Origin of the sequence: Streptomyces sp. NPDC005402 (assembly GCF_040606575.1) — a bacterium.
GTDB lineage: Bacteria > Actinomycetota > Actinomycetes > Streptomycetales > Streptomycetaceae > Streptomyces.
Genome location: NZ_JBEXFB010000025.1, coordinates 1 through 26,008 on the forward strand (window position 1 = coordinate 1; position 26,008 = coordinate 26,008).

Genomic DNA, 26,008 nt, shown 5'->3' on the forward strand with positions numbered 1-26,008 from the left:
AACCTGCTGAGGTGCTGGACCGGCACCTGCAGCACCTGCGGCCGCCCCCTCACCACAGCCAGACACAGAGCCAGAACCTAACGAAGCACTACTAGACGGTTTCCGACCGAGCAAGGCCCGGGCCAGGCGTCCGGGCCTTCGTCGAGCCACTGAATTTTTCTTCCCGGCCTCTGCTGTGGGGGCCCACTTCCAGGGCTACGGGGTGAAGAAGCCGTGCCCGGGAGGACGCGACGCAAGCACTTGAGACCTGCCACTGTCCCACTTCCTCATCCGAACTCCTGCCGGAGGCAGTACCGATGACCACTCGCCAGACGCCCAAGGCAACACCCGTGCCGATCGCCGCTCCGCTGAACACGCCGCCCTGGGCTCGGGCCGAAGCCCCGCAGGGACGCTCTCAGGCAGAGAGCAGCAGGACGCCGACCGCGAGGCGCGCACCACCCCCACGCGGACGACACCACGACAGGTGTCCGCCGTCCCTGTTCCTCCGCCTCGTAGGAGACTCCCGATGTCTCGGGATCCACACTCCCCCGTACCTGCCCGATCCGAACCGCCCAGCACACCGCCCAGCACACCCAGCCCAGGACTGCCGTCGGAGGCCCCGCTGCTGTCGGTGCACGCCGCCGTGGCGTTCCTGGCGGCCGTCATCATCGGTCTCGTCATGGGCGGGCTCATGTTCCTCCACGAGGAGTCTGTGCCCGCGCCCGTCGCGACGGGCCTGGTGACCGCTGGAGGCAGCGTTCCCGTGCTGCACAAGCTGATCGGCTGACCAGCGGTGGGGCCGGGCTGTTGTCGACGTTGATGAGCGCGCCCCAGGCTGCGGGTTCGTAGCGGGCGAGCATGGACAGGGTGTACAACGCGGCCCACCAGGCCATCTGCTGATCAAACGGCTGGGTGTTGAAGCCCGCCGCAACGCCTGCGACGACGAACGCCTCCCGCAGCACAGCGAGACTGACCTGAACTAGAAGTCCAACCCCCGTGACAGCAACGGCAGATGGCGTTCGTACAGTGCCGTCAGGTCCTCATTGCCGTCGCCCTCCACCCAGTGCCGTACGAGAGTGGTGAACACGGCGATGATGGCCGCTGCCGCGCACCTGATCTCCAGGTCGGTCAGCTCGCGGCCGGTGCGTTCGGCGATGATGGCGGCGATGGCGTCCTCGCTGCGCTGCTGTTCGGCGACGTTGCGGGCGCGGATCGCGGGGTCGTTGAAGGTGAGCCGGCTGCGCAGCAGCAGGTCCTCGCGGTCCTGCTGGAGCATCTGGCCCATCGGGCCCTTCAGGGAGTTGACGAGCGCGTCGACGATGGGCTCGTCGGCCGGGCGGTTGCGCAGGGCCTCGGCGAGGGCGGGGTCGTACTCGTCCTGGATGACCACGTCCTCCTTGGTCGGGAAGTACCGGAAGAACGTGCTCGACGAAACCTCTGCCGCCTCAGCGATCTGGTCGACCGTGGTCGCCTCGTAGCCGTGCTCGGCGAAGAGGCGGTAGGCCTCGCGCCGGATGCGCTCGCGGGTCTGCTGCTTCTTGCGCTCCCGCAGGCCGAGGGGCGCGGCGGAGGTCTCGTGCATCGTCATGCCACCGATTCTGCGTGCTGGGCGGTGGACCGGGCCACCGTACGGGAGCAGGTGGAGCGGCCCGGCATGAACACCGTGGCCAGGACGGCGGCCAGCAGGGCGATCGTCCCGCAGGCCGCCAGGACCAGGTCCATGCCGTGGACGAAGGCCTCGTGGGCCGAGACCGTGAGGCCGGTGTCGTGCAGCTGGGCGGCCACCGCGTCGGCGCCGGAGACCGAGTCGCGGGCCGCGCGCGCCGCCGCGCCGGGCAGGCCGTCGGTGTGCAGGCGGGCCAGGTAACCGTAGCCGAGCAGGCTGCCCAGACCGGCGACTCCGAGGACCGAGCCGAGCTGCTGGACTGTCTCCAGGAGGCTGGTGCCCGAGCCGGTGTTGGTCTCCGGGAGCGCGCCCATGACCAGGCTGGTCGCCGGCACGACCGCGAGACCGAAGCCGAGGCCGGTCAGGGACAGCCACAGCGCGGTGAAGGCGTAGCCGTCCGAGGTGTTCGTGGTCGCGCCCAGCAGAGACCCGGCGGCCAGCAGGAGCAGGCCGAGCGGTACGACCGTACGGGCGCCCAGGCGCGGTACGACGGCCTCGCTCGCGGTGGCCGCCGCCATCAGGCCGCCGATCAGGGGCAGGACACGGATTCCGGTGCCGAAGGAGTCGTTGGCCAGGACGGCGTCGAGGTACTGCGGGACGACGAACAGGATGCCCATGACCGCGAAGTTGACGAAGACGGCGATCAGCGTGCCCCACAGGAAGCGGCGGTCCGTGAAGAGGCGCAGGTCGACGATGGGGTGCGGGGTGCGGCGCTCGCGCAGGACGAAGCCGGTCAGCAGGACGGCCGCCGCGGTGAGCGAGGCGAGGACGGAGGCGGACGTCCAGCCGTCGCGGGGGATCAGGATCGTGCCGTAGACGAGCGTGGTGATGCCGAGACCGCCGAGGACGGTGCCGAGGGTGTCGAACGGGGCGGTGGTGGTGCGCCGTTCGTCACGCGGCAGCAGCCACAGACCGGCGAGCAGCGCCAGGACGGCGACGGGCAGGTTGAACAGGAACACCGAGCCCCACCAGAAGTGGTCCAGGAGCCAGCCGCCGACGACCGGACCCACGGGCATGCCGAGTGCGGTGGCGGCGGTCCAGACGGCGATGGCCTTCGGCAGCTCGTCCTTGGCGAAGACGCGCGGCAGGATCGCCATCGACAGCGGCATGATCGGGGCGGCGCCGAGGCCGAGCACAGCGCGGGCTGCGATGACCTGCGCGGGCGAGCCGGCGAATGCGCCGCCGAGCGAGGCGAGCCCGAAGAGGGTGATACCGGATAGCAGTAGGCGCTTGTGGCCGTATCGGTCGCCGAGCAGGCCGACCGGAAGCATCGCGACGGACAGCGCGAGCAGATAGCCGCCGCCGATCCACTGCAACTGGGAGCTGTCGGCGTGGAGCTGGCCCGCCATGGTCGGCAGAGCCACGTTGATGACGGTTCCGTCGAGGCCGACGATCAGCACACTCAGGGTGAGCGCGGCGAGGGCGAGCCAGCGGCGGGGCGAACGGCGCGAAACGAGTGCGGTCATGGGGACCTCCCACTAGGAAGCAGTCTGTAGTGAGAGGCTACCCCTAAATGGGAGCGTACTGTCAATATTTAGTTGTCTTCCAATTGAAAGTGGACTGTCACTATGTGCCGTCCAGCGCCCCGCCCGCATGGTTCGCCGGGTTAGCGGCTGGAGCAGTGGGAGAGGCGGCAGACATCCGTGCCCACCGCTGGAGGCCTTGGTGTCCGAGCCCTGTGCGCGGCGCGCAGACTGACCGATGTGGCTGCGATCCTCGGCGTGGCGCATAACGGATGAAGAGCCCTGCTTGGAGCGGCGGGGATGACCCGGTCGGGCCTGCACCGGGGACGTCCATGGCCGGCCCGCGGGACCCGGATCCGTTCCAGGAAGGGGCGTGCGCAGATGGTGTCGTGGCGTCGGCCAGGTGTCAGCAGGATGGCGAGGGGCCGCCCGCGTCCGTCGCAAGTGACGTGGACTTTGGTGGTCAGTCCGCCTCTGGATCCGCCGAGGGCGTGATCGTCCGGTTCACCCGGAAACCCTGTTGCCGTCGTTGTACGCCCCGAGCCTTCGACTTCAACTCGCCCTCCGTCTCGTGCGATTGCCTCGAGCACGTGTAAGGCAATGCGGCCGATCAATCCCGATCGGTGCGCCGGTACGCTGGCCTCCGCGCCGGAGGCCCGAACCTCGTTGGTGACACGGCTGGCGACCTCGCAGAAGTACACGGTCGGTTGGGCATGGATTACCGCCATCGGGGCGTCGGCGTACCATCCGGATCCACACCGTGCGGCCACAGTCTTCTGAATGCGTCGTGCACGCGGGAGCTCCACAAGGAGATGCCGGCGTCGGCAACCTGCCGTGTCGGTGTCCCGGTCACGCAGCCACGCGGCGGCCGACTTCACGTAGAGGTGGTCGGCGCTGCTCACCCCGCGGGCACGCCGCCCGGACAAGTGAAGGGGTCCGTCAGGGCCCGGTGGTGGGTGAAGTGGCAGACCATCCCTATTGCATCGGCGTGTTGAAGCCGATTGATCCGCGGCGACGGCCCGCGCCGACCGACGGATTCGACCAGGCCGCGTGAGCCGCCAGGGGCTGGATGCCTGAGTTGGCCGGGCGCGCGCCGGCGAGCAACTCGCGGAGCCCTGGTAGCGCATTCGAGTACTGATCGCGGGAATCGGGGCGAGGTCACAGCAATCGGTCAACAAGCCCGTCGATGTAGTCCGAGGTCAGCGGGACCATGCCGAACAGGACGCGGATGTACATCGGGGCCAGGATGTGGTCCAGCACGTCGAGTACGTCGGGTGCGGGCTCGCCGCGGTCGCGGGCGCGATCGAGCATGGACTGCAGTTGCCGGGTACGTTCGGCGCGGAGGTCGGCACCAGCCTGCAGGCCCTGCTGACCGCTGCTCGACAGGGCGACGGCCAGGTGCAGCACCGCCGGACCGTCGGGTCCGGTGATCTCTCGGGCCACTTGGGCCGCGTAAGTGCGCAGGTCGCCGTTCAGGCTCCCGGTGTCGGGCATCGGCGACTGCGCATTGAGGCGGGTGAGCGCCACGTCGGTGAGCAGGGTTTCCAGGCTGCCCCACCGGCGGTAAATGCTGCTGTCGGCCACGCCCGCGCGAGCTGCGACATCGCCGACGGTGAAATTGCCGTAGCCGCGCTCGCCAATCAGGTCGGTGACGGCCTGGTGCACCTGCGCGGCGACGCGGGCGCTGCGCCCGCCGGGCCGCCGGGCTCGCTCTCGTTCGTCCATGCGCCCACCTTAATGCAGTCCAGACTTGCGTTTGTGAGGGGCGTCGACTTACGGTCTCTTAACGCAGTCGCCGACAGCTTTAGGGCACACTGCTGTATCGCCGCCCGCGTCGACCCTGGCCGGGTACACCTACCGATCGAGGGAACCCCATGGCTGCATCTGCGGCTCCATCGCCTGCGACCACAGGCAGTCGATCAAGCCGGGCCGTGCTGCTCACGGTGGCCTGCCTGGGCCAGTTCATGGTCCTGCTCGACAACACGATCGTCGGAGCGGCGCTGCCCGATATGCAGCACCGTCTCCACACTCAACTGGCCGGTCTGCAATGGATCGTCGACGCGTACGTACTGCTGGTCGCCATGCTGCTGCTGTCTGGCGGTGTCTTCGCCGACCGGTTCGGCCGCAAGCGGGTGTTCCTGATCGGCGTGGTGGTGTTCACCACCGCCTCGCTGGTGTGCAGCCTCGCGCCCTCAATCGGATGGCTGGTCGCCGGCCGGGTGCTGCAGGGGATCGGCGCCGCGGCGCTGGCCCCTGCCTCGCTCGCCCTGCTCGCCGCCGCCTACCCCGTACCGCAGGAACGCATCAAGGCGATCGGGTTGTGGGCCGGACTCAGCGGAATCGGTCTGGCCGCAGGGCCCGTCGCCGGCGGGGTGTTGACAGAACTCTTCGGCTGGCCCGCCATCTTCCTGGTCAATCTGCCCATCGGCGCGGTCTTGGTACTGGTCGGCCTGCGCCACCTCGGCGAGTCCTGCAATCCGAGCGCCCCCGCGATCGATATCCCGGGGACGATGCTGTCCGTTCTAGGGGTGGGGGCGCTGACGTACGGGCTGATCGAGGGCGGTGCCCGCGGCTGGACCTCACCAGCCATCCTGGGAAGCTTCGCCGCCGCGGCGATCCTCCTCGCCGCCTTCGTCGCCGTCGAAGCGCGTCGTTCTGCTCCGATGCTGCCGCTGCGACTGTTCCGGCAGCGGCTGTTCACCGTGTCCAACACCGCCATGACCGTGGTGGGGTTCGCGCTCATGGGGTCGTCGTTCTTCTTCTCCCAGTTCTTCGTGTACGTCCAGGGCAGCTCGATCCTGCGCGCCGGCCTGCAGACCCTGCCCCTCTCCCTCGCCATGGTGATCGTCAGCCCGTATGCGGGCCGGCTCGCCGCCCGGTACGGCTTCCGCGTCGTGTGCACCACCGGCCTGGCCCTGGCCGGCCTGGGACTGCTGACGCTCGGCATGGTGCACGCCGACACCGGCTACGGGAACGTGTGGTGGCGACTGGCACTCGCCGGCACCGGCTTCGCCCTCGCCATGTCCCCCCTGACAGGCGCCGCCATCCAATCGGTCAGCCCCCAAGAAAGCGGCCTCGCATCAGGCATCAGCAGTACCACCCGGCAGATCGGCGCAGTGCTCGGCGTGGCAATACTCGGAGCCATCGTCCGCACACGGCGGTCCAGTGGCGCGTCCTTCGAGACCGGCCTCAACAGCGCCTTCGTCGCAGCCGGCGCCCTCACTTTGGCGAGCAGCGTGTTCACCGGTCTGTGGCTGGCAAGGTCCAAACCCATGGCAGGCTCCGCAGCGCCGCTCGGTTCCACCGAGCCAGACGCGGCCATCGCCTCGAACGAGGCACCTGCGAACAGCCGTCGACCATGACAACCGCCTTGGCCGGGAGAAGCGGCTTCGAATCCGTCCCTGGCCCGCGACGTCCCGCCGAGACCGTGTACGAGATCCCGCCACCACGCAACGGACCTCGGCCTTGTCACCTGACCCGACCACCGTTCACCCGCTGCTCGCCCACGACCGCGGGGTGTTTCCTCAACCCGCCGCTCACCTCACACCGTCGTCAAGGCCGCACCCCACCTCCTGGGCGTCCTGGAAACCATCGAGGACCGCTCCCCGCTCGGCGCCTGGGGCCCTGGACCGCCTCGGCCACCTCACCACCGTCCTCGAGCTGTCCTCCCTCACCCGCGGATGCGTCATGCACTACGCCATCCCCGAACAGCTCAAGAAGGCCTACGGTGTCAGCAACTCCGTGCCCCGCACCCACCGATGGACCCCGCCTGCCACAACACTGTGACCAACAGCCCAGTTGGCTCGGGCCAGGGCAGGCGGCCGCCGATCAGAGCGCTATGACGCTCTTCGGCGACCAGGAGGAACCAGGTGAGTCGGCGCTATGCCGCTTCTCTCCCGTGATCTTCAAGCGCATCAGAATCGGCGGGAGGTTCGACATGCTGATCAAGTCAGCTTGGCTGAGGTCGCTGCTGGTCACCTTGCTGCAGAGCCAGAGGTGCCCAGATTGCTGGCACGGGTCCGTGGTCGGGGTTGGGGAGGCCGGGGACGGTCCTGCCGTCGTCGGCTTCGCTGATCTCGATCTCATACGAGGCCGTGATCACGCGCTCACCTCAGCGATGACGTGGGTCGGGAGCGCAACGATGTCGGCGCCGTATTGCTGCCGCGGCCGACGGCACCGCGGCAGCTCTCCTCAGGTGCGTCATGGGGCAAGTTGGCGACATACGCACCATGGCCAACAGGCTTCACACAGTGGTCGGTTGGGCGACGGCCGGTTCGGAAACGGTTGGCTTTCGGATCAGGAGCAGTGCCGCGTCGTCGTGCAGTCGGCCGCCCACGTGGGCCAGCAGTTCGTCGTGGAGGGCGGTGAGGGTGCGGTCGGGCTCGTCGGACAGATGACGGGCCAGGCCTTCGACGAGGGGGTAAAACGCGCGGTCGCGGTCGCGTGCCTCGGTGACGCCGTCGGTGTAGAGCAGCAACTGGTCCCCGTCGGTGAAGGACAGAACCTGGAGTCCGGGGGTGCGGCCGGTGAGGGCGCGCAGTCCCAGAGGCGGGGTCGGCTGTATCGGCTCGACCGGCACGACGCCTCCGGCGGCGCGGACCAGCAGCGGCGGCGCGTGTCCGCAGTTCACCACTTCCAGGCGCCCCTCCTGCGCGTATCCGGCGACCACGACGGTGACGAAGTCGTCGCTGCCGAGGTTGCGCGCCAGGCTTCGCTCGATCCGGTCGACGACAGCGAGGAGGTCTGGCTCGTCGTAGGCGGCCTCCCGGAAGACACCGAGCACCAGCGCGGCCGTCCCCACCGCTGGCAGGCCCTTGCCGCGCACATCGCCCACGATCAGCCGGACCCCGTACGGCGTGGGTATCAGGGCGTACAGATCCCCGCCGATCCGGGCCTCGGCCGCCGCAGCGCTGTAGCGGACCGCCGCCTGGAAGGGGCCGACCGTCGCCGGCACGGGCTTGAGCAGCGCGTGCTGGGCCGTCTCCGCGACCGAGCGGACGGCCGCGAGCACCCGCTCCCGGCGTCCGCGCAGCACGCTGGCCAGGCCACTCGCCAATGTGACGGCCAGCAGGGCGGACAGGACGGCGGCCAGTTCACGCACCGGAACACCGTCCCGGGCCCCGAGCGTCGCGCCGAGCACGGCGGCGAGGAAACCCACCCACAGGACACCGCGCGGGCCGTTGGTGGTGGCGGCCAGCGCGGGCCCGGCCGCGAGCAGGGGCAGCCAGATCATCCCCGCTCCGCCGACGAGGTCGGCCAGTACGACGACGAAGACAATCAGCACGGGCAGTACGGGCGTCCCGGCGGCCAGCTGGGCGGCGGCACGCCTGCGTCCCACCGACCGGGGACCGGTCGCTCGGTCACTGGGCGGCCGCGGCGTCCAGTGGTCGCCGCCATGGTCTCGGGCCTGGCTCATAGATTCGTCCGCAGTCCTCACCTGTTCAGGGCGCAATCCTGAAATGCCTGTTTCATCCAGGAAACGGATCGGGCCACGGCGCCACAAGAAGCAGATTTTCAGATAGTGAGCGACAGGCTCCTGGTCACCCGGCTCGCGGTCGGGAGCAGTCGTGCCCGGATCTTCTCCAGCTGAGAGAGCCGGCCCACCGGCACGGAGACGCCGAGGGAGCCGAGTATGTCCCCGCTGTAAATGGGCACGGCGACACAGACCGTGCCGAGGGCGTACTCCTCCAGGTCCGTGACGGCCGGTGCCACGGGCGAGGAGTCGATGCGCCGCAGCAGTTCCGACAGGCTGGTGATCGTGCGTGGAGTGAGGTCGGCGAGGTGGTGGCGGGAGAGGTAGTCCTTGCGGGCGTCCTCGCCCAGTTCGCGCAGCACGGACTTGCCCAGCGCGGTGGCGTGTCCGGCGTCCTCGAACCCGACCCAGAGATCGACGCGGGGCGTGCGGTGACCGTCGACGATCTCGGCGACACGGATCTCACCCTCCTCGTAGAAGGTGAGGTAGGCGGCGGCGCTCAGCTCGTCCCGCAGCGCGGCGAGTGTGGGACGCACCCGGCTGAGCAGCGCCTGCCCGTGGCCGGTGGTGCCCAGCGTCTGCAGCTTGTCGCCCAGGATGAACCCGCCGTCGGCGAGTTTGCACAGGTATCCGTCGTGCACGAGCGTCCGCAGGAGGTGGTAGGCGGTGGCCAGGGGCAGCCCCGTCTCCCGTGCCAGCTGCTTGGCCGGCGCGCCGTTCTCGTGCGCGCTCACCGCCTCCAACAGGCGGAAGGCCCGCTGGACGGACGTGATGAGCGTCGGGCCGTCGTCCGCACCCATACGACCAGCGTGCGCCCGGCACTCGACGCAGGCAAGGCACACGCCCCTCCGAGACGCCCGGAAGGCAGCAGCACAGGGATTCCCCTTGAGCTGCTGGCCGCTGGCATACCGTCCCGGTCTCCGTACTCAGTTCCGGCGGCGGGCTCAGTCGCCGACGTGGATGCCGGGGCGGCGTTGCGGGTCGGGTTCGTTGCTGCGGATGATCTCGCGGGTGACGGGGGCGGTGTCGCCGCGGCCGAGCAGGAAGTAGCGGATCATGTGCACCAAGGGGCTGCCTTCGGCCCAGGCGAAGTAGCAGTGCGGCCGCACACCGGTGGCGTCCCGCAGGGCCAGCAGGACGGCGGCTATGGCGTTGGGCGCTGCCGGGGCCTGGGCACGCAGGATGCGGTGGCCGTCGACTTCGACGCCGTGGACGGTGAGGGTGTCGCTGAAGTCGGATGGGTCGACGACGTCGATCTCGAGGAAGAGCACGTCGGCCGGGCCCGGTACCGGGTTGGTGCCGCGCTGTTCGCGTTCCTTGGCGCTGTACTCGGTGGCGTCGCCGGCCTGGCGGCGGTTGGCGATGATGTTGATGGACTGGTCGTGGGCGAGGGTGTCGGTGATGAACCGGCGGGCGGCTTCGTCGAAGACGAGGCGGTCGGCGCGCAGTTCGGTGGTGCGCGAGATACGCGAGATCAGCGAGACCGTGATGATGCCCAGGATGAAGAAGCCGGAGATGGCGATGCCGTCGGGCTTGTCGATGATGTTGGCGATCAGCGCGTAGAGCAGAACCGAGGTGAGCAGCCCGAAGCCGACGGTGGCCGCGCGACGTCGATGACGGACGACGAAGACGGTGACGGCGAAGGCGCCGGAGACCATCATCGCCAGAATGCCGGTGGCGTAGGCGCCGGCCTGCTTGTCCACGTCGGCGTCGAAGGTGATGGTGATGATGATGCACAGGGCGGTGTAGACGAGGACGACCGGGCGCACTGCACGGCCCCATTCGGGGGCCATGCCGTAGTCGGGCAGGTAGCGGGGCACGATGTTGATGAGTCCTGCCATGGCGGAGGCGCCGGCGAACCACAGGATGAGGATGGTGCTGATGTCGTAGACGGTGCCGAATGCCTCACCGACGTGCTCGTGCGCGAGCCAGGCCAGGGCACGGCCGTTGGCGGCGCCTCCGGGCTCGAACTCCTTCTCGGGGATGAGGACGGTGGTGACGAAGCTGGCGGCCAGCAGGTAGACGCTCATGATGAGCGCGGCGGTGGTGAGGAGCTTGCGGGTGTTGCGGATGCGGGCCTTCAGCCGCTGCTCGTCGTCGGCGCCGTCGGCCGCCACCAGCGGCATCATGCTCACACCGGTTTCGAAGCCGGACAGGCCCAGTACCAGCAGGGGGAAGGCCAGCAGGGCAGGGCCGGCCAGACCGCCGAAGCCGCCCAGGTCGGTGAGGGAACCGGTCCACGCCGACCAGGCTTCGGGATCGGTGAGCACGTGGGCAACACCGACGCCGATGACGACGGCGTTGAGGGCGAGGAAGACAGCCACCAGTGGGATGGCCACCTTGACCGCCTCGCTGAAGCCCAGCAGGAACACTCCGCCGAGGATCAGCAGCAGCGTCACCGTCAGGGCAACCTCATGGCCGTGCAGCGCCGAGGGGAAGAAGGGGTTTTCCACCACGTGCACCGAGGCGTCCGCCGTGGACAAGGTGATGGTGATGATCCATGAGGTGGCCACGAAGCCGAGCAGGATGAGAACGAACAGCTTGCCCCACCAGAACGGCAGCAGGTCCTCCAGCATCGCCACCGACCCCGCACCGTACGGGCTCTGCCTGGCCACCCGGCGATACATCGGCAGCATCCCCAGCAACGTCAGCGCCACGATCAGCAACGTCGCCAGAGGCGATACGGCGCCCGCCGCAACGGCCGCGATCGCCGGGACGTAGGCCAGGCTGGAGAAATAGTCGACGCCGGTCAGGCACATCACCTTCCACCAGGGATGCGGCTCGGAATGACTCTCACCGGCCGCCGGCCCCACCGGCTGCACCCGGTGACGCAGCAGCCACCGCGCCGCCGCACCGGTCGGCTGCGCCCGCAGAGCCGGACTGTCCACCGTCTCCGGCATCACCGGTCGACTCGCCTCGCTCATGTCCCCTGTGCCCTTCTCGACCTGACCATCAGAAACACCGCCGCCCACCACCGCCCTTGCGCCGGAGTGACGATCACTGAGTATGCTCGGTGGCGACGCGCCGTACGACACCGAGGCTCCCCAGCGGGCAACTGATGGCCATGGGCTTCGCGCGCGGTTCGAGAACGGCGTCCTGGTCGAGCGCGAGGAGCAGGCCGCGTGAACGTCGACGACATCGTGCGGAACCCGGACGAGATCGACCTGGTCAGTCGCGTGCTCACCGATCCGGACCAGACGATGGCCCGGTCCGCCGTGCTGCGGCACCTGGACCGTCGAGCTGCCGACCTCTGCCCCAGTCCCGCCTACGAGGAATGGGTGCAGGTGATGACCCAGGCCACGATCGACCACCCATTCCTGGCTCAGCGCCTGCGGGAGTGGTCGCTCTTCCGCGCTGTCACGCTCAAGCTGTCCTGGCATCCGGACGACTTGCTCGCGTCATCCAACTGGCTCCAGCTCAAGACCGCTGCCGGGACGAACACCGAGGCCGGCAAGATCCTCGCCGGAGCCGGGCGAACCAAGCGGATCCGCAACACCGCCAGGACCTGCCTCGACCACCGCAGCGAGAACTGACATCAACTCACCCACAACTCTTGACTATTGCTCCAGTCAGGTACGCGGTGAACGCCAGGCACACTGTCTCGGCGTGCTGCTGGGAACCGCTCCACGTCGACGGAGCCTCCGCTTCGGCGCGCGGGCTGCTGTGTCGAGGGACTTGTCGCCGCTGTTCTGGACGCACGTGCACCCTTACGGCGGGTTGGAACTCGAGACCACGGGACGTCAGTCTGTGTCTGTCGCGGCCAGCACGGCCAAGCGTCGACGGCCCGGTGCAAGTGCGGCCAGACCGATGTCCCAAGCCACTTGTTCGAACCACTTCGTGTCGGCGTCGAAACCGTGCCAGACGCAGTCCCGCGCACGTGCTTCGGCCTCGTCAGCGGTGGCGCCTTCGGGGCTTCCCGCCAGCGCGGCAAGTGACTGCCAGGCAGCCAGCCGACCGTAGGCGCCGTAGGAACCGGAGTTGTATGCCCCTCCCGTCGACGCCGCGGCGAAGAGCACTCGCCATGCCTGAGCCGGCGGGCGGACAGCGACCGACAGAGCGGGCCGCTTGCCAATACCGTCCAGACACTTCAGCCCCAGCGTCAGAAGCGCGTTAGGGAGTAACTGGGCGTCCAGGGGCTCAGCGACGTCGAACACCCGTGCCTCGATGCGCCCGTTGGACTCTTCAGCCCAGTTCGTCACCGCCTTGGCCATCGCCGTGGCAGAGGTCTGTGTTGTCGTCTCCTCCACCGACGGGACACTCGCGCCGGCGATCATCGCCAGATCGCGGCTATTCGAGGGTCCGTACGGCATCGAGTGACTGCTGCCTCGGATGCTGTAGTTCGGCAAGTCCGCGCTTCGTTCCATGTCGGACAGCGTCAGAGGCAGCCAGCCCAGCGGGTGATGACGCCAATGCGGTGACGTCGCCCAACCCGCGATTCCCGGCGTCTCCTCGACGGCCACACCCCTGAGAGCCAGCTCGTGGACCAAGCAGGCACGAAGCTCCTCCGAAGCACGGCCGTTGAACACCGGTGCCAGGTCCGTCGCCTCCTGGCTGGAGGCCACCAACGAGGCCGTGTAGCGATCCAGCTTCGTGCCCGCGACCTGGGCCGAGGAGATCAGCCGCAGCGTCTGGGCGACATTCTCGGGACCAGTGGTGGTTGCCAACACCCGAAGCAGATGGTCGAAGACACTTCTGTACTGCCACATCTGCCCCCCGGTGCCATACGTCCCGGCGAGAGCGATGCCAAGGTCCGCGGCGAAGGCGGGATCCCCCTGTGCGACCCGGCCGCCGACCACCGCGCACACGTCGGTGACGTCCTTCAGGTCTGGCAGCCCCGTCACGATCTTCTGTATCTGATCAGCCACGGTCCTGAGCCTAGCTGGCTCCAACAAAGGAAGTTGATCACGCGACTGTGGCTTGTCTGCTCGTTGGGCTGATCGTGGGGAAGGTCGGTCACGGCCGTGGATCGTGACCGATGATTTCTGCGCGCCGTGCTGGTCTGTACGCCGAATACCGACTCACGGGAGGCTGACGCCGTGCGGAAACCGACCTTCGGCATGAACATGAGCCTGGACGGCTACATCGCCGCGCCCGGTGACGACCTCAGCTGGGGCGTGCCGAGCGAGGAGCTGTTCCAGTGGTGGTCCGACCGGGTGGACGCGACGGGCCTGGCGCTGTACGGGCGCAAGCTGTGGGAGACGATGAGCTCCCACTGGCCGACCGCCGACAAGCAGCCGGGTGCCACACCCGCGGCGATCGAGTTCGCCCGCCGCTGGCGGGACATGCCGAAGGTGGTCTTCTCCTCTACGACCAGCACGGTCGACTGGAACACCCGCCTGGTCACCGGCGACGCGGTCAGCGAGATCACCAGGCTCAAGGCCGACGACGGCGGCCCCATGGACATCGGCGGTGCCACACTCGCCGCGGCGGCCATGCGGGCCGGCCTGATCGACGAGTACGCGATCGTCACCCATCCGGTTCTGGTGGGCGGCGGCACACCGTTCTTCACAGCCCTGGACAACTGGGTGAATCTGAGCCTGGTGGAGACCGGGACGTTTCCCGACGGCGTGGTCCTGACCAGGTACGAGACCAGGCGCTGAGTGCCCGACGGCGGATCGGCGCGGGCTTCGCCTTGCGGCGGGCGTGCGTGATCGCGGCCAGCACCATCACCACGACCAGGCCGGTCGCGGCCAGCGGGGTCAGCACGGGGGGATGTCAGTCGCGGCGGGCAGGATCAGCCCCAGGGCCGCGGCGAACCCACGATGCCGATGAAACGGACGGTGCCCTGCGAGAAGTCGGCCGTCCAGGCAGCCGGCCGACCAGCTTCTCCTTGGGCTGGGTGGACTTCATGACACCGGCCATTGGCGAACATGGCGGCCGGCACGGCACGGACTGGACTGTCCGCAAGAAGACGTTCACATGCGGATTCCTCGGCAGAGGGGACGGAGGGAGGGAGCGGATGCTCCCTCCCGGAGCGGGGTGAGGTGGGCCGGTCAGGCGTTGAAGACGGCCTCGGAGCGGTCCCGCTCTTCGTGCAGGTTCCAGTACAGGGGGGCGATCTCTTCGGCCGTGGCCGTAGGGAAGCCCTCTGGGCCGCCGTCGCCGATCCACACGTTGATGGCCACGTGGGCGGCGTGTACACCGCTGCCGGCCAGTTCCTTGTTCAGGTTGATGACCCAGTTGCGCAGGGCCGCGCCGGCCGCGTTGACGTTGCCGAGCATGGGGACGGGGTCCACCGAACCGCCGCCGCTGGTGAACAGCAGGGTGCCGGCGCCTGCCTCACGCATCGCCGGCAGCACCGTGCGGGCGGCGGCGACGGCGCCGTAGAAGACGTACTCCATCTGCGGCTGCAGGTTGTCCGCAGTGGCCTCCGAGGGGGCGGCCAGGGTGACGCCGGGCACCGGGGAGTGCGGGGCCGGCGAGTACTCCAGGACGTCGATGTCGCCGAAGCGCGCCTTTGCGGCGTCCAGGGCATCCGTCAGTGAGTCGCGGTCCAGCACGTCCGCGGGGAACGCGGCGGCCGTGATGTCTTCCCGGCCGAGTTGGTCCACCAGCGTCTGAAGCTTCTCCTTGGTGCGGGAGATCAGGGCGACGTCGAAGCCGCGGCTGCCGAAGGTGCGGGCGATGGCCAGGCCCATACCGGGGCCGGCGCCGATGATGGCGATAGTGGGCACGGTGGTCTCGCTTCGGTTGGATGTGTGTCAGGAGCAGGAGACGGCGATCTTGCCCGGGGTGCCGGCGCCGAAGGCGGTGAACGCCTCCGTGGCCTGCTCCAGCGGGAAGGTGGCGGTGACCGGCACCCGCAGTGCGCCGGAGGCGACCTGCTCGGCCAGCGAGGTCAGGGTCTTCGGACCGGGGGCGGCCATGATCGTGTGGACGGTGACGTCGTGCCCCTTGACGTCGTCCTGGGTCAGGCCGGTGGCGGAGGCGAGCCGGCCGCCCGGCCGCAGCAGAGCGGCCAGCGCCGCACCGTCGCCCGCGAGGTGCAGCACCACGTCCACACCCTCCGGGGCGATCGCGCGGACCTGGCCCTCCAGGTCCGCGGTGAAGTCGACCACGTGGGTCTCCGTGCCGGTCAGGCCGGTGACGAAGTCGGTCTGCGCGCCGGGACGGGCGGTGGCTATCACCTTCGCACCGCGGGCGGCCGCGAGTTGCACCGCCAGCGCACCCACCCCGCCGGCCGCCCCGGAGATCAGCACCGTCTCACCCTCGGCCAGAGCCACCGCGTCCAGGCTCACCACGGCAGTCAAGCCGGCCACGCCCAGCGCGCCCGCGTCCCCCACGGTCAGGCCCGCGGGGATGCGGGCGACGCCGTGTCCGGCGGACACGGTGACGTACTGGGCCAGTGACCCGGCGCCCAGGTAGGGCTTCAGCACGAGACCGAAGACCGCGTCGCCGACCGCGAAGCCGTCCACACCCTCACCGAGCGCCTCGACGGTGCCCGCGAAGTCCCCGCCGAGGACCAGCGGGAACCGGTGCTCCATGAACCCCTGCGTGTAGCCGGCGGCGGTGGCGATGTCGATGCCGTTCAGCGAGGCGGCGGCCACCTTGACCAGCAGTTCCCCGGTCTCCGGGCGAGGCGTGTCCACCTCGGTCACGGCCGGGGAGGAGGGGACGGACTCGAGCACGACAGCACGCATGACAACACCCTTTCAAGTAAGTGGGCCAGGCGACCCACTTTCACTGTCGCCCACCGTACAACAGAATCGGACCGCCCGTTCCACTTAGGTAGAATGGGAGCATGACCTCGCCACCTACCGACCAGACACCGTGTCGGCTGCCCTGCACGGGACTGCGCGCCGACGCCGAACGCAACCGCGACCGCATCCTGGCCGCCGCCCGTCGCCTCTACGCCACCGAAGGGCTCGGCGTCTCCATGGCCTCCGTCGCCCGCGAGGCAGGCGTCGGCAAAGCGACACTCGGCCGACGCTTCGCCACCCGGGAGGAACTCGTCAACGCGGTCTTCGCCGACCGCATGGACGCCTACGCCGACGCCGTCGCCGAGGCACTCGCCGACCCCGACCCCTGGCACGGCTTCACCGGCTACCTCCACGCCATCTGCGCCATGCAGGCCGCAGACCGCGGCTTCGCAGACGTCCTGACCATGACCTTCCCCGCCGCCAAGGCGCTGGAGGCCCGCCGCGCCGAGGCCTACAACCGCCTGCTCGAACTCACTGCCCGCGCCAAGGACACCGGGCACCTGCGCGAGGACTTCACCGACCAGGACGTCGTCATCCTGCTCATGGCCAACGCCGGCGTCATCGCCGCCACCGGCGACGCCGCCCCCGACACCTGGCGCCGCCTCGTCGGCCACATGATCCGCTCCTACGCCGCGCCCGGCGCACCGATCCCCCCGCTGCCCGAAGCACCAGCGCCCACCGCTCTCTACCGCGCCATGGTCCGCCTCTCACAAACCGGCCCGGGCACCACCTGAAGTGGCGGCCTTCGGCCCGCAGTACGTGTCCGCGCCGTGGCGGGCGCCCGTCGTCGCGCCATGGCCGGCGTCCACCGACAGCGGGAAGACCACCCGTGCGCAGGCGATGGCGGTGTGGGTCCGGAGGGCTGCATGGGTTACGGCGTACGACACGATCTCTTCGCGGAACTGGCCGACCCGACCGCCCATGGTCGATGAGCGTACGGCCGATCACAGTCGGCGAGATCCACCCGGCGGCCGCCTTGCATGCACGCCGGGCGGGACCCGGCTCCACCGGGGAAGGCGGACCCGTGCCGAGCTCAACCTCGGCGATGGCGCCTTCGCACGTAGGTCACTTCGTCGCCTCCGCCCTGGCCTCGCTCGGAGTGAGGCCGAATCTGGAGCGGAAGAGACGGGCGAAGTGGGCCTGGCTGGAGAACCCCCATCGGTGCGCGACGTCGGCGATCCTGGTCTCCCGCGCTCCCGGTCCGGTGAGCTCTTGATACGCCCGGACCAGGCGTCGTTCCACGATGTGCCGTGCCGGAGACGTGCCCGTCAACTCGAAGATCCGCCCCAGGTGGCGTACCGAGATGTCCATCACGCCGGCCACCTGCGCGGCCCCGAGACCGGGGTCGTGCAGATGCCGGTCGATGTAGTCCTCGGCCACGATGAGTTGCGAACGGTACGCGTCGGGTCCCGACCGACCTCCCGTACGCTCCTCGGTGAGTCGCCTCAGCAGGCGGAGCACGGCTCCCTCGCCGTCGGCGGGCCCCAGAAGCCCGCCACGCGATGCGGCCAACTCGCCGAGCACGGAGCTCAGCGCCGCCACGAGCGCGCCCTCCCGCGCCGTACCCCGTCCGAACAGCATCGGCCCGGGCAACCCGCCTTCCACGCCCGCCTGCCCGAACAGGTCATGCGGCACGTCCACCAGGATCTGCCGCATCGAGGAGGAGAACCCGAAGAGGTACGGCCTTCGGGTGTCGTAGACGAGCAGCTCGCCCGCGGTGGCCGCGAGGCAGCCCTTCTCGTGCAGGAACACCGCCTCTCCCTTGAGCAGGAGAGTCGCGAACACCGAGTCCTTGGGCGCCGACCTCACCGTCTGCGGGCTGCGCTCGATGGCGTGGGCGTTGCCGGCGATGTCAGCGAGGCGCAGGCCGCCCAGCTCGATGTTGGTCTGCCTGGCCAGCAGCCCCTGCTCGGCGTAGGAGGTGCAGGACAGGCCCACCAGCGCCCTGCGGTTGTAGTCCTCCCAGTAGTGGACGCGCTCGGCGGGTGCGATGTGCTCGGTGGTGGCCCGGGAGATCACTGAGGGGGCGGACACATGGCCTCCCATGGTCATGCGGTCAGGGTCCCTGAGCTTAGGCGAGGTGTCACACGGCCAGATAGCCTCCGTCCACGGGGACGACCGCTCCGGTGACGTACGAGGCCGCCGCCGAGCACAGGAACGCCACCACCGAGGCCACCTCGCGCGGCTGCCCCAGTCGCCCGGCCGGAATGCGGGCCAGCACCTGGGCCGTGCCTCGGGGTCGTCGAGGACGCCCCTGGCCAGCGGGGTGAGTACGAAGCCGGGCGCGACGGCGTTGACCCTGATGCCGTCGGCCGCGTACTCGGCGGCCAGCGACTTCGTGAGCTGGGACACGCCGCCCTTGCTCGCGCTGTAGGCGGGCCGGTCCCTGCTGCCGAAGAAGGCGAACATGGACGAGACGTTCACGATGGCGCCGCCGTTGTCGGCCAGAGCCAGGCGGGCGGCCTGGCAGGCGGCCATGGTGGCGGTGAGGTTGATCTCGATGACCCGCTGCCAGCGGGCGAAGTCGTACTCCTCGCGGTCGTGGCTGACGCCTGCGCAGTTCACCAGCACGTCCAGCGGCTGTTCCGCGGACAGCAGGGCGGTCAGCCCGGCGCGGTCCAGCACGTCGTGCTCCACGAGGTGGACGCGGGGGTGGTCAGGCAGTTCGGCAGGATCGGCGGGTGGCAGGCCGAGAGCGGTCACGTCGGCGCCCAGCTCGGCGAGGAGGACGGCCGTGGCCGCACCGATCCCCGAGGTGCCACCGGTCACGAACGCCCGCTGACCCGCGAACTCGCCGCTCACGGACGCTGCTCCCCCGGTCGTACCAGCACTTTGACCTGCTCCTCTCCGCGCAGCAGCGCCTCGAATCCGTCACGTACGACGTGCTTCAGGGGGATGGTGGAGGTGACGATCCCCGCCAGGTCCACGCCTTCCTCCGCCACCAGGCGGATCAGCTCGGGATAGGCGTCGCGGTATCCCACGCTGGTCGTGATCGTCTGCTCGTTGTTCACCAGAGCGAAGGCGTCCAGGCGGACCGTGCCGGTCAGGCCGAGGAACATCACCCGGCCGCCGCGTCGGGTGGCGGCCAGGCAGGCACGCAAAGTGTCCTCCGAGCCGACCGCCTCGAACGCCACGTCCGCTCCCTCGCCGTCGACCACGTCGGCGAGGTCCGCGCCGGTCTCGGTGGCTCCCAGGCGCAGTGCCAGTTCGCGGCGGGCCGAAGACCTGTCGGCCGTGACGATGCGTCCGGCACCGTTACGGGCCGCCAGCTGGGTCACGAGCAGCCCGATCGGGCCCAGGCCGAGAACGGCGACGGTCTCGCCGGGGCGGATCCCGGCCCGCCGCAGCGCGTGCAGGGCGACGGCGGCCGGCTCGAACACCGCCGCCTGTTCCAGGGAGACCGACTCGGGCAGCCGGTGCAGCATGTACGCGGGCACGGTGGCGTGCTCGGCCAACCCGCCATGTCCCATCAGCCCCGCGAACCCGAAGTGCCGGCAGATGTTGTACTCCCCCGCGAGACACCGCGGGCAGCTGCCGCACCGGTAGTGCGGTTCCACCGCCACCCGGTCGCCAGGGACGACAGCGGTGACACCGTCGCCCACCTCGGTGACGGTGCCACAGAACTCGTGCCCCAGGACGATCGGAGCCGCCACGCCGGACTCCGGGTGCGGGTCGCCCACGGGAATGGCGTGCGGCCCATCGGTGTACTCGTGCAGGTCGCTGCCGCAGATCCCGCAGTAGGCGACCTCGATCGTCACCTCGCCGGGGCCGGGCGGTGTCACCTCCACGTCCTCGACGCGGACATCCAGGGCCCCGTACCAGACGGCCGCCCTCATGCGAGGTGTCCAACGGTCACGAAGAGGGCGAGGAGACGGGTCTCGTACCGTTCGGCCGTGCGGATGTCCGGCGCGACGGTGGTGTCGGTCATGGCGGTCTCGATCGGTCGGGGTGCGCCGCGGCTCAGCGGAACAGGGAGTTGACGTAGTCGGCGCCGATCCCGGCCTTCTCGTAGTGCTCGCGGCACATCTTGATGTAGTCGTGCACGTCGAAGAAGCCGTCGGGCTCGCCGTTCTCGTCCAGCCAGATGAGCGGGCCCTTGACGATGAAGAACGCCTTCATCGGCTCGTCGCTGTCGTAGGCGACCAGCGTGTGCCCCTCGCCCGGGGCCTCGTAGACGAAGTCACCCGCGGTCGCCGTCCAGGGCCGCTCCAGGTAGCCCCACTTGCCGGAGATCGTGTAGGCGAACACCTCGTGCGGGTGGTAGTGCCGGTTGACCAGCCCCGCCTTCTTGGCCCGCAGGATGTCGGCCCAGCTGTTGTCCTTGACGTTGATCCACAGCGGGCGCGAGCCGACGGTCTCGGTGAAGGGCACGTAGTAGCGGTCGTCGTCCGTGGCCACCTTGGACAGATAGACCTCCGGGAGGGCGTCGGGGCGGAAGGAGTTCTCGATGGGCCTGAGGTCCTTCCAGAACTCTCCGGCGGGCATGTCGGGCATGTGAAGGGCCTCTTTCGTCGCGGACTTACCGGAGTGAATCCCGGAGGGAGCGGTGACGTCTTTCCCGTGGCGGACCTCAGCGCTTGTAGATTCCGGACATCCGGCAGCCTGGGGGCAGCGGCGGACCCTTCACCGGCCCCGCAGGCAGCCTTCCGTCGATCTCACCCCACCTCTGCCGGTGAACCGCCGGACCCCGTCTCTGCCTCCGCCTCCGCCTCCGCGCAGACCCTCGCCCTCCGGGCCGGCTGGAGCGTCCCCGACAGCTCCACTGCCACCTCTGTATGTCGGCGGGTCAGCCGAGGCCGTCCGCGCCGACCTGCACGGCGGACTCGTCCAGCAGGGCGTCGGAGACGGGTTGTGGGCTCCCGTCGAGGCCGAGGACGGGGGTGGCCTCCTTGTACCAGGACTCGATGACGGCGTTGCCCCAGAAGTCCCGGCGGCGGTCGTCGTGGACGTTCCAGCGGTACGTCTCGTGGTCGGGGTCACCGGTGTAGTAGTCGGAGGTGTAGATCTCCACCCGGTGCCCGTCGGGATCGCGCAGATAGAGGTAGAAGGCGTTGGAGACGCCGTGCCGACCCGGTCCGCGTTCGATGTGGTGTTCCTTGCGGAGCGCGCCGAACAGGTCGGCGCAACGCAGGACTTGGTGGGACTCGTGGGTGGCGATGCCCAGGTGGTGCAGACGGGGCCCGGCGCCGCAGGTGAAGGCGACGTCGTGGACGGTCTGCTTGCGGTACATCCAGGCCGCGTACAGCTCGTGCTCGTCGCCCTCAATGGTCTCCGAGCAGCCGAAACCCAGCGACTTGTAGTGGGCGTAGGCGGCGGGTATGTCGGGGGTGCAGATGTTGAAGTGGTCCAGTCGGGCCACCTCGGCGCCGTGGCGCAGGTCGTAGCGCTGGATCAACCGCTCGGCGTGCTCGATGTCGTGGAAGAACTCGACGGGAAAGCCGAGCGGGTCGATGACGCGGACCGCGTCGCCGACACCGGGCGTGCCCTGCCCTTTCGGGATGCGCCGTACCGGGCGGCCGAGTTGGCGGAAGAACTTCTCCGCCTTGTCGACGTCCTCGGAGGTACGGACCCGGTACGCGATGTGGTCGAGAGCGGCGAGCTCGCCCCTGCGCAGGACGAGGGAGTGGTGAGTCAACTCGTCGGTGCCGCGCAGGCACAGGGTGTCGGCGTCCTCGTACTGGATGTGGAAACCGAGCATGTCGACCCAGAACCAGCGGGATGCGGCGAGGTCGGTGACGGCCAGCTGGGCGTAGGCGGAGCGGACGACGTCCGGGGCGTCCGGGTGCGCGGTGGTCATCAGGCGACTCCGAAGCGGGGGGTGTGTACGTCGTCGAGGGCTACGTGGACGATCTTCGACTCGGTGTAGAAGTCGATGCTGTGGGCGCCGCCTTCACGGCCGACGCCGGAGGCCTTGACACCGCCGAAGGGGGTGCGCAGGTCCCGTACGTTGTGGGAGTTGATCCAGACCATGCCGGACTCGACGGCGTGGGCGATGCGGTGACCGCGTTTGAGGTCCGAGGTCCAGATGTAGGCGGCGAGACCGTACTGGGTGGCGTTGGCCAGCTCGACGGCCTCGGACTCGTCGTCGAAGGGGGCGACGGCGACGACGGGGCCGAAGATCTCCTCCTGGAAGATCCGGGCGTCACGCTCGACGTCCGCGAAGACGGTCGGCTGAAGGTAGTTGCCGTCCGCCAGATGCGCGGGCCGGGTGCCGCCGGCCACGAGGCGGGCCTCCTTCCTGCCGATCTCGACGTAGTTCAGGACGCGTGCGTAGTGCTCGGGGTGGACCAGTGCGCCCACCTCGGTCGCGGGGTCCGAGGGCGGCCCCACCCGGACGGCGTCCGCCCGCTCAGCCAGCCGGCGGGTGAACTCCTCGTACACCGGGCGCTCCACGAGGACCCGTGAACCGGCCGTGCAGCGCTCGCCGTTGAGGGAGAACACCCCGAAGACGACCGAGTCGAGGGCGGCTTCGAGGTCGGCGTCCGCGAAGACGACGGCCGGGGACTTGCCGCCCAGCTCCATCGAGGTGGTCTTCAGGTGCTGGGCGGAGGAGCGGATGATGTGGCGGCCGGTGTCGGTGGAACCGGTGAAGGAGATCAGCGGTACGTCCGGGTGGTCGACCAGGGCCTGTCCGGCCTCCTCGCCGATGCCGTGCACGATGTTCACCACGCCCGCCGGGACGCCGGCCTCGGCGAAGATCTCCGGCCACAGCGAGGCCGACAGCGGGGTCCACTCGGCCGGCTTGAGGACCAGCGTGCAGCCGGAGGCCAGCGCCGGGGCCAGTTTCCAGCTCTCCAGCATGAACGGGGTGTTCCACGGTGTGATCAGCCCGGCCACCCCGACCGGCTTGCGCACCACGTAGCTGAACTGCGACGCTCCCTGCCGGAACGCCTCCTCGCCGAGCGCGACGATGACATCCGCGAAGTAGCGGAAGTTCTCCGCCGCGCGCCGGGCCTGGCCGAGGGCCTGGGTGAGAGGAAGCCCGGTGTCGTACGACTCGAAGGACGCCAGCCGCTCCTGACGGGCCTCGACCGCGTCCGCGATCCTGACCAGCACGTCCGCGCGCTCCCGGCTGCCCAGGGACGACCAGGCGGGAAAGCTGGACCGGGCTGCGGCCACCGCCCGTTCGACGTCGGCCGCCGCACCACGCGCGGCCTGAGCATAGGGCGTGTTGGAGACCGGATCGGACACGGGGAACGTCCGCCCGTCGGTGCTGTCGACCGGTTCGCCGCCGATCCAGTGCTGGATGGCGGACGGCAGGTTCTCAATGCTGTTCTCGACGCTCATGGTCATGCTCCGATCTGTGCGGTCAGGTCGCCGCCCTCGGCCAGCAGCGCGCGGATCTTCGTCAGACCCGCCTCGGTGGGCGTCGTCAGCGGCGGGCGGACGTGGGCGGAGGCGATGCGGCCCTGCTGGGCCAGGACCCATTTGGCGGGTGCCGGATTGGTCTCCACGAACAGCAGGTCGACCAGCGGGTGCAGCCGATAGTGCAGGTCACGGGCGGCCTCGAAGTCGCCCGCCTCCCACAGCTCGTACATCCGCGCCACCGCCGTCGGGGCCAGGTTGGCCACGGCGGAGACGAAGCCGGTGCCGCCGAGCGCCAGCAGGGGCAGGCACAGCAGCTCGATGCCGGACCACACCAGCAGCGAGCGTCCGCAGGCGTGCAGCACGCGGGAGAAGTGCTCGAAGTCCTTGGTCGTCTCCTTCACCCCGACGAAGTTGTCGAAGTCGGTGAACAGCCGCTTCACCGTCTCCGGCGCGATGTCCACGGCGGTGCGGGAGGGCACGTTGTAGGCGACGATCGGCAGGTCCGGGAACTCCCGGGCCACCGTGGCGTACCAGGAGTAGAGGGCCTCCTGGGTGGGGCGCGCGTAGTACGGCGTGATGACGAGCGCGGCGTCCGCACCCAACTCCCGAGCGGCAGCGGTCAGTTCGAGGGTCTCGTCGAGCTTGTGCGAGCCGGTGCCGGGCAGGAACGGCACCCGGTCGGCGATCACCTCGACCGCCGTACGCATCCCGGCGATCCGCTCGGCGACGCTCTGCGCGCTGGGCTCCCCCGTCGAACCGCCCAGCGAGATGCCGTGCGAACCCGACTCCAGCTGGAATCGGATCAGCCCGGCCAGACTGTCGTGGTCGACCGCCCCTTCGGCGGTGAAGGGGGTGATGACCGGGGCGATCGAACCCCGGATGGTGGACGGGTCGCTGCGGAACTTCACGCCTGTGCTCCTTCGATGTCGTTCTCGGCGGCCTTGTCGGCGGCGTTCTCGGTGGCGTTCTCGGTGGCGCCAGTGGCGGCGTTCTTGTCGCACCAGGTGCGGTACTGCTCCCGCCACGTCGGCCCGAGCGGGTACAGCCCGTCGACGCTCGCTCCGGCCCGCACCTGCTCGGTGACGAACCGTTCCTGCCGCTCCTGCTCCCGGCAGTCGGCGACCAGCTCGCCGGCGAGGTCGGGGGGTACGACGACCACGCCGTCGTCGTCGCCCACGATCAGGTCGCCGGGCTGGACGAGCGCCCCGCCGCACGCGATCGGCACACCGGTGTCCCACGGGACGTGGCGGCGGCCGAGCACCGACGGGTGGGCTCCGCCGTGGAACACCGGAAGTCCGAGGGCGGCGACGGCCGCGCTGTCCCGCAGCCCCCCGTCGGTCACGATTCCGGCCGCGCCGCGCTGCTGGGCGCGCAGGGCGAGGATGTCGCCCAGGGTTCCGGCGGAGGTGTCCCGCCGGGCGTCCATCACCAGCACGTGTCCGGGACGGAGCTCCTCGATCGCCCGCTTCTGGGCGTTCATTCCGGTGCCGTACTGCTCGAACAGGTCTTCGCGCAGGGGCAGATAGCGCAGGGTGTGCGCGACGCCCACCATGCGGGTGCCGGGCGTGGCGGGGTGTACCGCGTCGACCGACATGTGCGGCAGACCGCGCTTCCGCAGCTGCGCGCTGATCGTCGCCACGGCCACCGAGCGGAGACCGTCGGCGAGGCGTTCGTCCAGCAGCGGAGCGGGCTCGTAGGAGGGGCCGTACGCCGACTCCTCCTCCGCCCGGTCCCTTCTGGGCTGCGCGCCCCACGGCTCCAGGTCGTGCTCGGCGTCGGCGACCGGGTTGCGCAGCACTCCGGTGCTCAACCGGCCGTCGCCGACCTCCACTTCGACCACGTCCCCCGGCTGGACGACCGAGGCGCCGGCCGGTGTGCCGGTGAGGATCACGTCGCCGGGTTCCAGGGTGACCAACCGGGACAGGTCCGCGACCAGCTCTCCGAACGGGAACAGCAGCGTGTCGGTCGTGTCGTCCTGGGCGAGCTCGCCGTTGACCCGGGTCCGCAATCGCAGCGCGCCGGGGTCGAGTTCGGTGGCGTCCAGCAGTCGTGGCCCGATCGGGGTGAACCCGTCCGCGCCTTTGGAGCGCAGGTTGGAGCCGCGGTCGGCGTACCGCAGGTCGTAGACGCCCGCGTCGTTGGCGGCGGTCACCCAGCGCACGTGGCGCCAGCCGTCCTCGGGCCGCACCCGTCGGGCGCGCGCGCCGATGACGAGGGCGATCTCGCCTTCGAAGCCCATGAGCCCGCAGCCCCGGGGCCTGACGATCGCTTCGTGGGTACCGGCCAACGACGACGGCGGCTTCAGGAAGTAGGAGGGGTGAGCGGGGGTCCGGCCTCGCTCCCTGGCGCGGCTGCGGAAGTTGAGGTGGACGGCGATGATCTTTGACGGGGTGTTCCCCAAGGGGTGTGGCACCGGGGC

The 26,008-nt window shown here is 69.8% G+C and carries 22 protein-coding genes and 3 pseudogenes; 6 read left to right on the forward strand and 19 right to left on the reverse strand.

Going from position 1 to position 26,008, the window contains the following annotated elements; all coding sequences use genetic code 11:
• Positions 1 to 505: 505 nt before the first annotated feature.
• Entirely contained in the window at positions 506 to 766 is a 261-nt protein-coding gene (locus ABZT02_RS36345; protein ID WP_356025416.1) for a hypothetical protein, read from the forward strand.
• Between the two features lie 192 nt (positions 767 to 958).
• Here the strand turns inward: ABZT02_RS36345 and ABZT02_RS36350 are convergent, their stop codons facing one another.
• From ABZT02_RS36350 to ABZT02_RS36365, 4 genes and pseudogenes are all read right to left on the reverse strand, one after another.
• Complete coding sequence (locus ABZT02_RS36350) at positions 959 to 1,567, reverse strand: TetR family transcriptional regulator (RefSeq protein WP_356025418.1); 609 nt, start codon at positions 1,565 to 1,567, stop codon at positions 959 to 961.
• Positions 1,564 to 3,111, reverse strand: coding sequence for an MFS transporter (locus ABZT02_RS36355; protein WP_356025420.1), 1,548 nt, complete (start codon positions 3,109 to 3,111; stop codon positions 1,564 to 1,566). The genes ABZT02_RS36350 and ABZT02_RS36355 overlap by 4 nt, the downstream gene beginning before the upstream one ends.
• Before the next feature lie 392 nt (positions 3,112 to 3,503).
• Positions 3,504 to 3,599: pseudogene (locus tag ABZT02_RS36360) on the reverse strand (IS5/IS1182 family transposase); the annotation flags it as partial.
• A gap of 667 nt (positions 3,600 to 4,266) precedes the next feature.
• The gene (locus tag ABZT02_RS36365) at positions 4,267 to 4,833 is read right to left on the reverse strand and encodes a TetR/AcrR family transcriptional regulator (protein WP_356025422.1); all 567 of its coding nucleotides are present in this window, start codon (positions 4,831 to 4,833) and stop codon (positions 4,267 to 4,269) included.
• Between the two features lie 149 nt (positions 4,834 to 4,982).
• Between ABZT02_RS36365 and ABZT02_RS36370 the strand changes: the two genes are divergently transcribed.
• Positions 4,983 to 6,470, forward strand: a complete 1,488-nt coding sequence (locus tag ABZT02_RS36370) for an MFS transporter (RefSeq protein ID WP_356025424.1) — start codon at positions 4,983 to 4,985, stop codon at positions 6,468 to 6,470.
• A 183-nt stretch (positions 6,471 to 6,653) separates the two neighbouring features.
• A pseudogene (locus tag ABZT02_RS36375) lies at positions 6,654 to 6,894 on the forward strand (DUF2236 domain-containing protein); the annotation flags it as partial.
• 457 nt (positions 6,895 to 7,351) lie between these two features.
• Here ABZT02_RS36375 and ABZT02_RS36380 read toward each other — a convergent pair.
• The 3 genes from ABZT02_RS36380 to ABZT02_RS36390 form a co-directional block, all read right to left on the reverse strand.
• On the reverse strand, positions 7,352 to 8,392 hold the full coding sequence (locus ABZT02_RS36380) for a PP2C family protein-serine/threonine phosphatase (RefSeq protein ID WP_356025642.1): 1,041 nt from the start codon (positions 8,390 to 8,392) through the stop codon (positions 7,352 to 7,354).
• Positions 8,393 to 8,622: 230 nt separating this feature from the next.
• The gene (locus ABZT02_RS36385; protein ID WP_356025426.1) at positions 8,623 to 9,381 is read right to left on the reverse strand and encodes an IclR family transcriptional regulator; all 759 of its coding nucleotides are present in this window, start codon (positions 9,379 to 9,381) and stop codon (positions 8,623 to 8,625) included.
• 144 nt (positions 9,382 to 9,525) lie between these two features.
• Positions 9,526 to 11,505 (reverse strand): amino acid transporter, encoded by a 1,980-nt coding sequence (locus ABZT02_RS36390; protein ID WP_356025428.1) that lies wholly within the window; start codon positions 11,503 to 11,505, stop codon positions 9,526 to 9,528.
• Between the two features lie 198 nt (positions 11,506 to 11,703).
• On the opposite strand from ABZT02_RS36390, the gene ABZT02_RS36395 reads away from it, so the two are divergent.
• A complete protein-coding gene (locus tag ABZT02_RS36395) occupies positions 11,704 to 12,114 on the forward strand; it encodes a hypothetical protein (RefSeq protein ID WP_356025430.1) in 411 nt (136 codons plus the stop codon).
• A gap of 207 nt (positions 12,115 to 12,321) precedes the next feature.
• Here ABZT02_RS36395 and ABZT02_RS36400 read toward each other — a convergent pair whose 3' ends face one another.
• Positions 12,322 to 13,446: a DUF6183 family protein gene (locus tag ABZT02_RS36400; protein ID WP_356025432.1), complete on the reverse strand. Its 1,125-nt coding sequence runs from the start codon at positions 13,444 to 13,446 to the stop codon at positions 12,322 to 12,324.
• Between the two features lie 171 nt (positions 13,447 to 13,617).
• Between ABZT02_RS36400 and ABZT02_RS36405 the strand changes: the two genes are divergently transcribed.
• Positions 13,618 to 14,181 (forward strand): dihydrofolate reductase family protein, encoded by a 564-nt coding sequence (locus ABZT02_RS36405; RefSeq protein WP_356025434.1) that lies wholly within the window; start codon positions 13,618 to 13,620, stop codon positions 14,179 to 14,181.
• On the opposite strand, the gene ABZT02_RS36410 is transcribed toward ABZT02_RS36405, so the two are convergent.
• From ABZT02_RS36410 to ABZT02_RS36420, 3 genes are all read right to left on the reverse strand, one after another.
• Positions 14,087 to 14,287: a DoxX family protein gene (locus ABZT02_RS36410; RefSeq protein ID WP_356025436.1), complete on the reverse strand. Its 201-nt coding sequence runs from the start codon at positions 14,285 to 14,287 to the stop codon at positions 14,087 to 14,089. The two genes, ABZT02_RS36405 and ABZT02_RS36410, sit on opposite strands and share 95 nt — an antisense overlap.
• A gap of 287 nt (positions 14,288 to 14,574) precedes the next feature.
• Complete coding sequence (locus ABZT02_RS36415) at positions 14,575 to 15,255, reverse strand: SDR family NAD(P)-dependent oxidoreductase (protein ID WP_356025438.1); 681 nt, start codon at positions 15,253 to 15,255, stop codon at positions 14,575 to 14,577.
• Positions 15,256 to 15,282: 27 nt separating this feature from the next.
• Positions 15,283 to 16,221 carry an NADP-dependent oxidoreductase gene (locus ABZT02_RS36420; protein WP_356025440.1) on the reverse strand — a complete coding sequence of 313 codons (939 nt, stop codon included), beginning with the start codon at positions 16,219 to 16,221 and terminating at the stop codon, positions 15,283 to 15,285.
• Between the two features lie 101 nt (positions 16,222 to 16,322).
• On the opposite strand from ABZT02_RS36420, the gene ABZT02_RS36425 reads away from it, so the two are divergent.
• Entirely contained in the window at positions 16,323 to 17,015 is a 693-nt protein-coding gene (locus ABZT02_RS36425; protein ID WP_356025442.1) for a helix-turn-helix domain-containing protein, read from the forward strand.
• 331 nt (positions 17,016 to 17,346) lie between these two features.
• Here ABZT02_RS36425 and ABZT02_RS36430 read toward each other — a convergent pair whose 3' ends face one another.
• From ABZT02_RS36430 to ABZT02_RS36465, 8 genes and pseudogenes are all read right to left on the reverse strand, one after another.
• Positions 17,347 to 18,333, reverse strand: a complete 987-nt coding sequence (locus ABZT02_RS36430; RefSeq protein ID WP_356025444.1) for a helix-turn-helix domain-containing protein — start codon at positions 18,331 to 18,333, stop codon at positions 17,347 to 17,349.
• Between the two features lie 31 nt (positions 18,334 to 18,364).
• Positions 18,365 to 19,083: pseudogene (locus ABZT02_RS36435) on the reverse strand (SDR family NAD(P)-dependent oxidoreductase).
• On the reverse strand, positions 19,080 to 20,117 hold the full coding sequence (locus ABZT02_RS36440) for a 2,3-butanediol dehydrogenase (RefSeq protein WP_356025446.1): 1,038 nt from the start codon (positions 20,115 to 20,117) through the stop codon (positions 19,080 to 19,082). Before ABZT02_RS36440 ends, ABZT02_RS36435 begins: the two are co-directional and overlap by 4 nt.
• 124 nt (positions 20,118 to 20,241) lie before the next feature.
• Positions 20,242 to 20,775, reverse strand: coding sequence for a 2,4'-dihydroxyacetophenone dioxygenase family protein (locus ABZT02_RS36445; protein ID WP_356025448.1), 534 nt, complete (start codon positions 20,773 to 20,775; stop codon positions 20,242 to 20,244).
• A gap of 292 nt (positions 20,776 to 21,067) precedes the next feature.
• On the reverse strand, positions 21,068 to 22,078 hold the full coding sequence (gene hpaD, locus ABZT02_RS36450) for a 3,4-dihydroxyphenylacetate 2,3-dioxygenase (RefSeq protein ID WP_356025450.1): 1,011 nt from the start codon (positions 22,076 to 22,078) through the stop codon (positions 21,068 to 21,070).
• The gene (gene hpaE / locus ABZT02_RS36455) at positions 22,078 to 23,574 is read right to left on the reverse strand and encodes a 5-carboxymethyl-2-hydroxymuconate semialdehyde dehydrogenase (RefSeq protein WP_356025452.1); all 1,497 of its coding nucleotides are present in this window, start codon (positions 23,572 to 23,574) and stop codon (positions 22,078 to 22,080) included. Before hpaE ends, hpaD begins: the two co-directional genes overlap by 1 nt.
• On the reverse strand, positions 23,571 to 24,497 hold the full coding sequence (dapA, locus tag ABZT02_RS36460) for a 4-hydroxy-tetrahydrodipicolinate synthase (protein ID WP_356025454.1): 927 nt from the start codon (positions 24,495 to 24,497) through the stop codon (positions 23,571 to 23,573). Before dapA ends, hpaE begins: the two co-directional genes overlap by 4 nt.
• Positions 24,494 to 26,002, reverse strand: coding sequence for a fumarylacetoacetate hydrolase family protein (locus ABZT02_RS36465; RefSeq protein ID WP_356025456.1), 1,509 nt, complete (start codon positions 26,000 to 26,002; stop codon positions 24,494 to 24,496). The genes dapA and ABZT02_RS36465 overlap by 4 nt, the downstream gene beginning before the upstream one ends.
• Between the last annotated feature and the right edge of the window lie 6 nt (positions 26,003 to 26,008).

What these genes read in the sequence shown, in the direction of transcription:
- ABZT02_RS36350 (WP_356025418.1), bottom strand. Translation starts at nt 1,567, where the DNA reads ATGACGATGCACGAGACCTCCGCCGCGCCCCTCGGCCTGCGGGAGCGC.
- hpaD (WP_356025450.1), bottom strand. Translation starts at nt 22,078, where the DNA reads ATGACCACCGCGCACCCGGACGCCCCGGACGTCGTCCGCTCCGCCTAC.
- ABZT02_RS36355 (WP_356025420.1), bottom strand. Translation starts at nt 3,111, where the DNA reads ATGACCGCACTCGTTTCGCGCCGTTCGCCCCGCCGCTGGCTCGCCCTC.
- ABZT02_RS36365 (WP_356025422.1), bottom strand. Translation starts at nt 4,833, where the DNA reads ATGGACGAACGAGAGCGAGCCCGGCGGCCCGGCGGGCGCAGCGCCCGC.
- ABZT02_RS36425 (WP_356025442.1), top strand. Translation starts at nt 16,323, where the DNA reads ATGACCTCGCCACCTACCGACCAGACACCGTGTCGGCTGCCCTGCACG.
- ABZT02_RS36445 (WP_356025448.1), bottom strand. Translation starts at nt 20,775, where the DNA reads ATGCCCGACATGCCCGCCGGAGAGTTCTGGAAGGACCTCAGGCCCATC.
- ABZT02_RS36430 (WP_356025444.1), bottom strand. Translation starts at nt 18,333, where the DNA reads ATGACCATGGGAGGCCATGTGTCCGCCCCCTCAGTGATCTCCCGGGCC.
- ABZT02_RS36370 (WP_356025424.1), top strand. Translation starts at nt 4,983, where the DNA reads ATGGCTGCATCTGCGGCTCCATCGCCTGCGACCACAGGCAGTCGATCA.
- ABZT02_RS36420 (WP_356025440.1), bottom strand. Translation starts at nt 16,221, where the DNA reads ATGCGTGCTGTCGTGCTCGAGTCCGTCCCCTCCTCCCCGGCCGTGACC.
- ABZT02_RS36385 (WP_356025426.1), bottom strand. Translation starts at nt 9,381, where the DNA reads ATGGGTGCGGACGACGGCCCGACGCTCATCACGTCCGTCCAGCGGGCC.
- ABZT02_RS36390 (WP_356025428.1), bottom strand. Translation starts at nt 11,505, where the DNA reads ATGAGCGAGGCGAGTCGACCGGTGATGCCGGAGACGGTGGACAGTCCG.
- hpaE (WP_356025452.1), bottom strand. Translation starts at nt 23,574, where the DNA reads ATGACCATGAGCGTCGAGAACAGCATTGAGAACCTGCCGTCCGCCATC.
- ABZT02_RS36440 (WP_356025446.1), bottom strand. Translation starts at nt 20,117, where the DNA reads ATGAGGGCGGCCGTCTGGTACGGGGCCCTGGATGTCCGCGTCGAGGAC.
- ABZT02_RS36345 (WP_356025416.1), top strand. Translation starts at nt 506, where the DNA reads ATGTCTCGGGATCCACACTCCCCCGTACCTGCCCGATCCGAACCGCCC.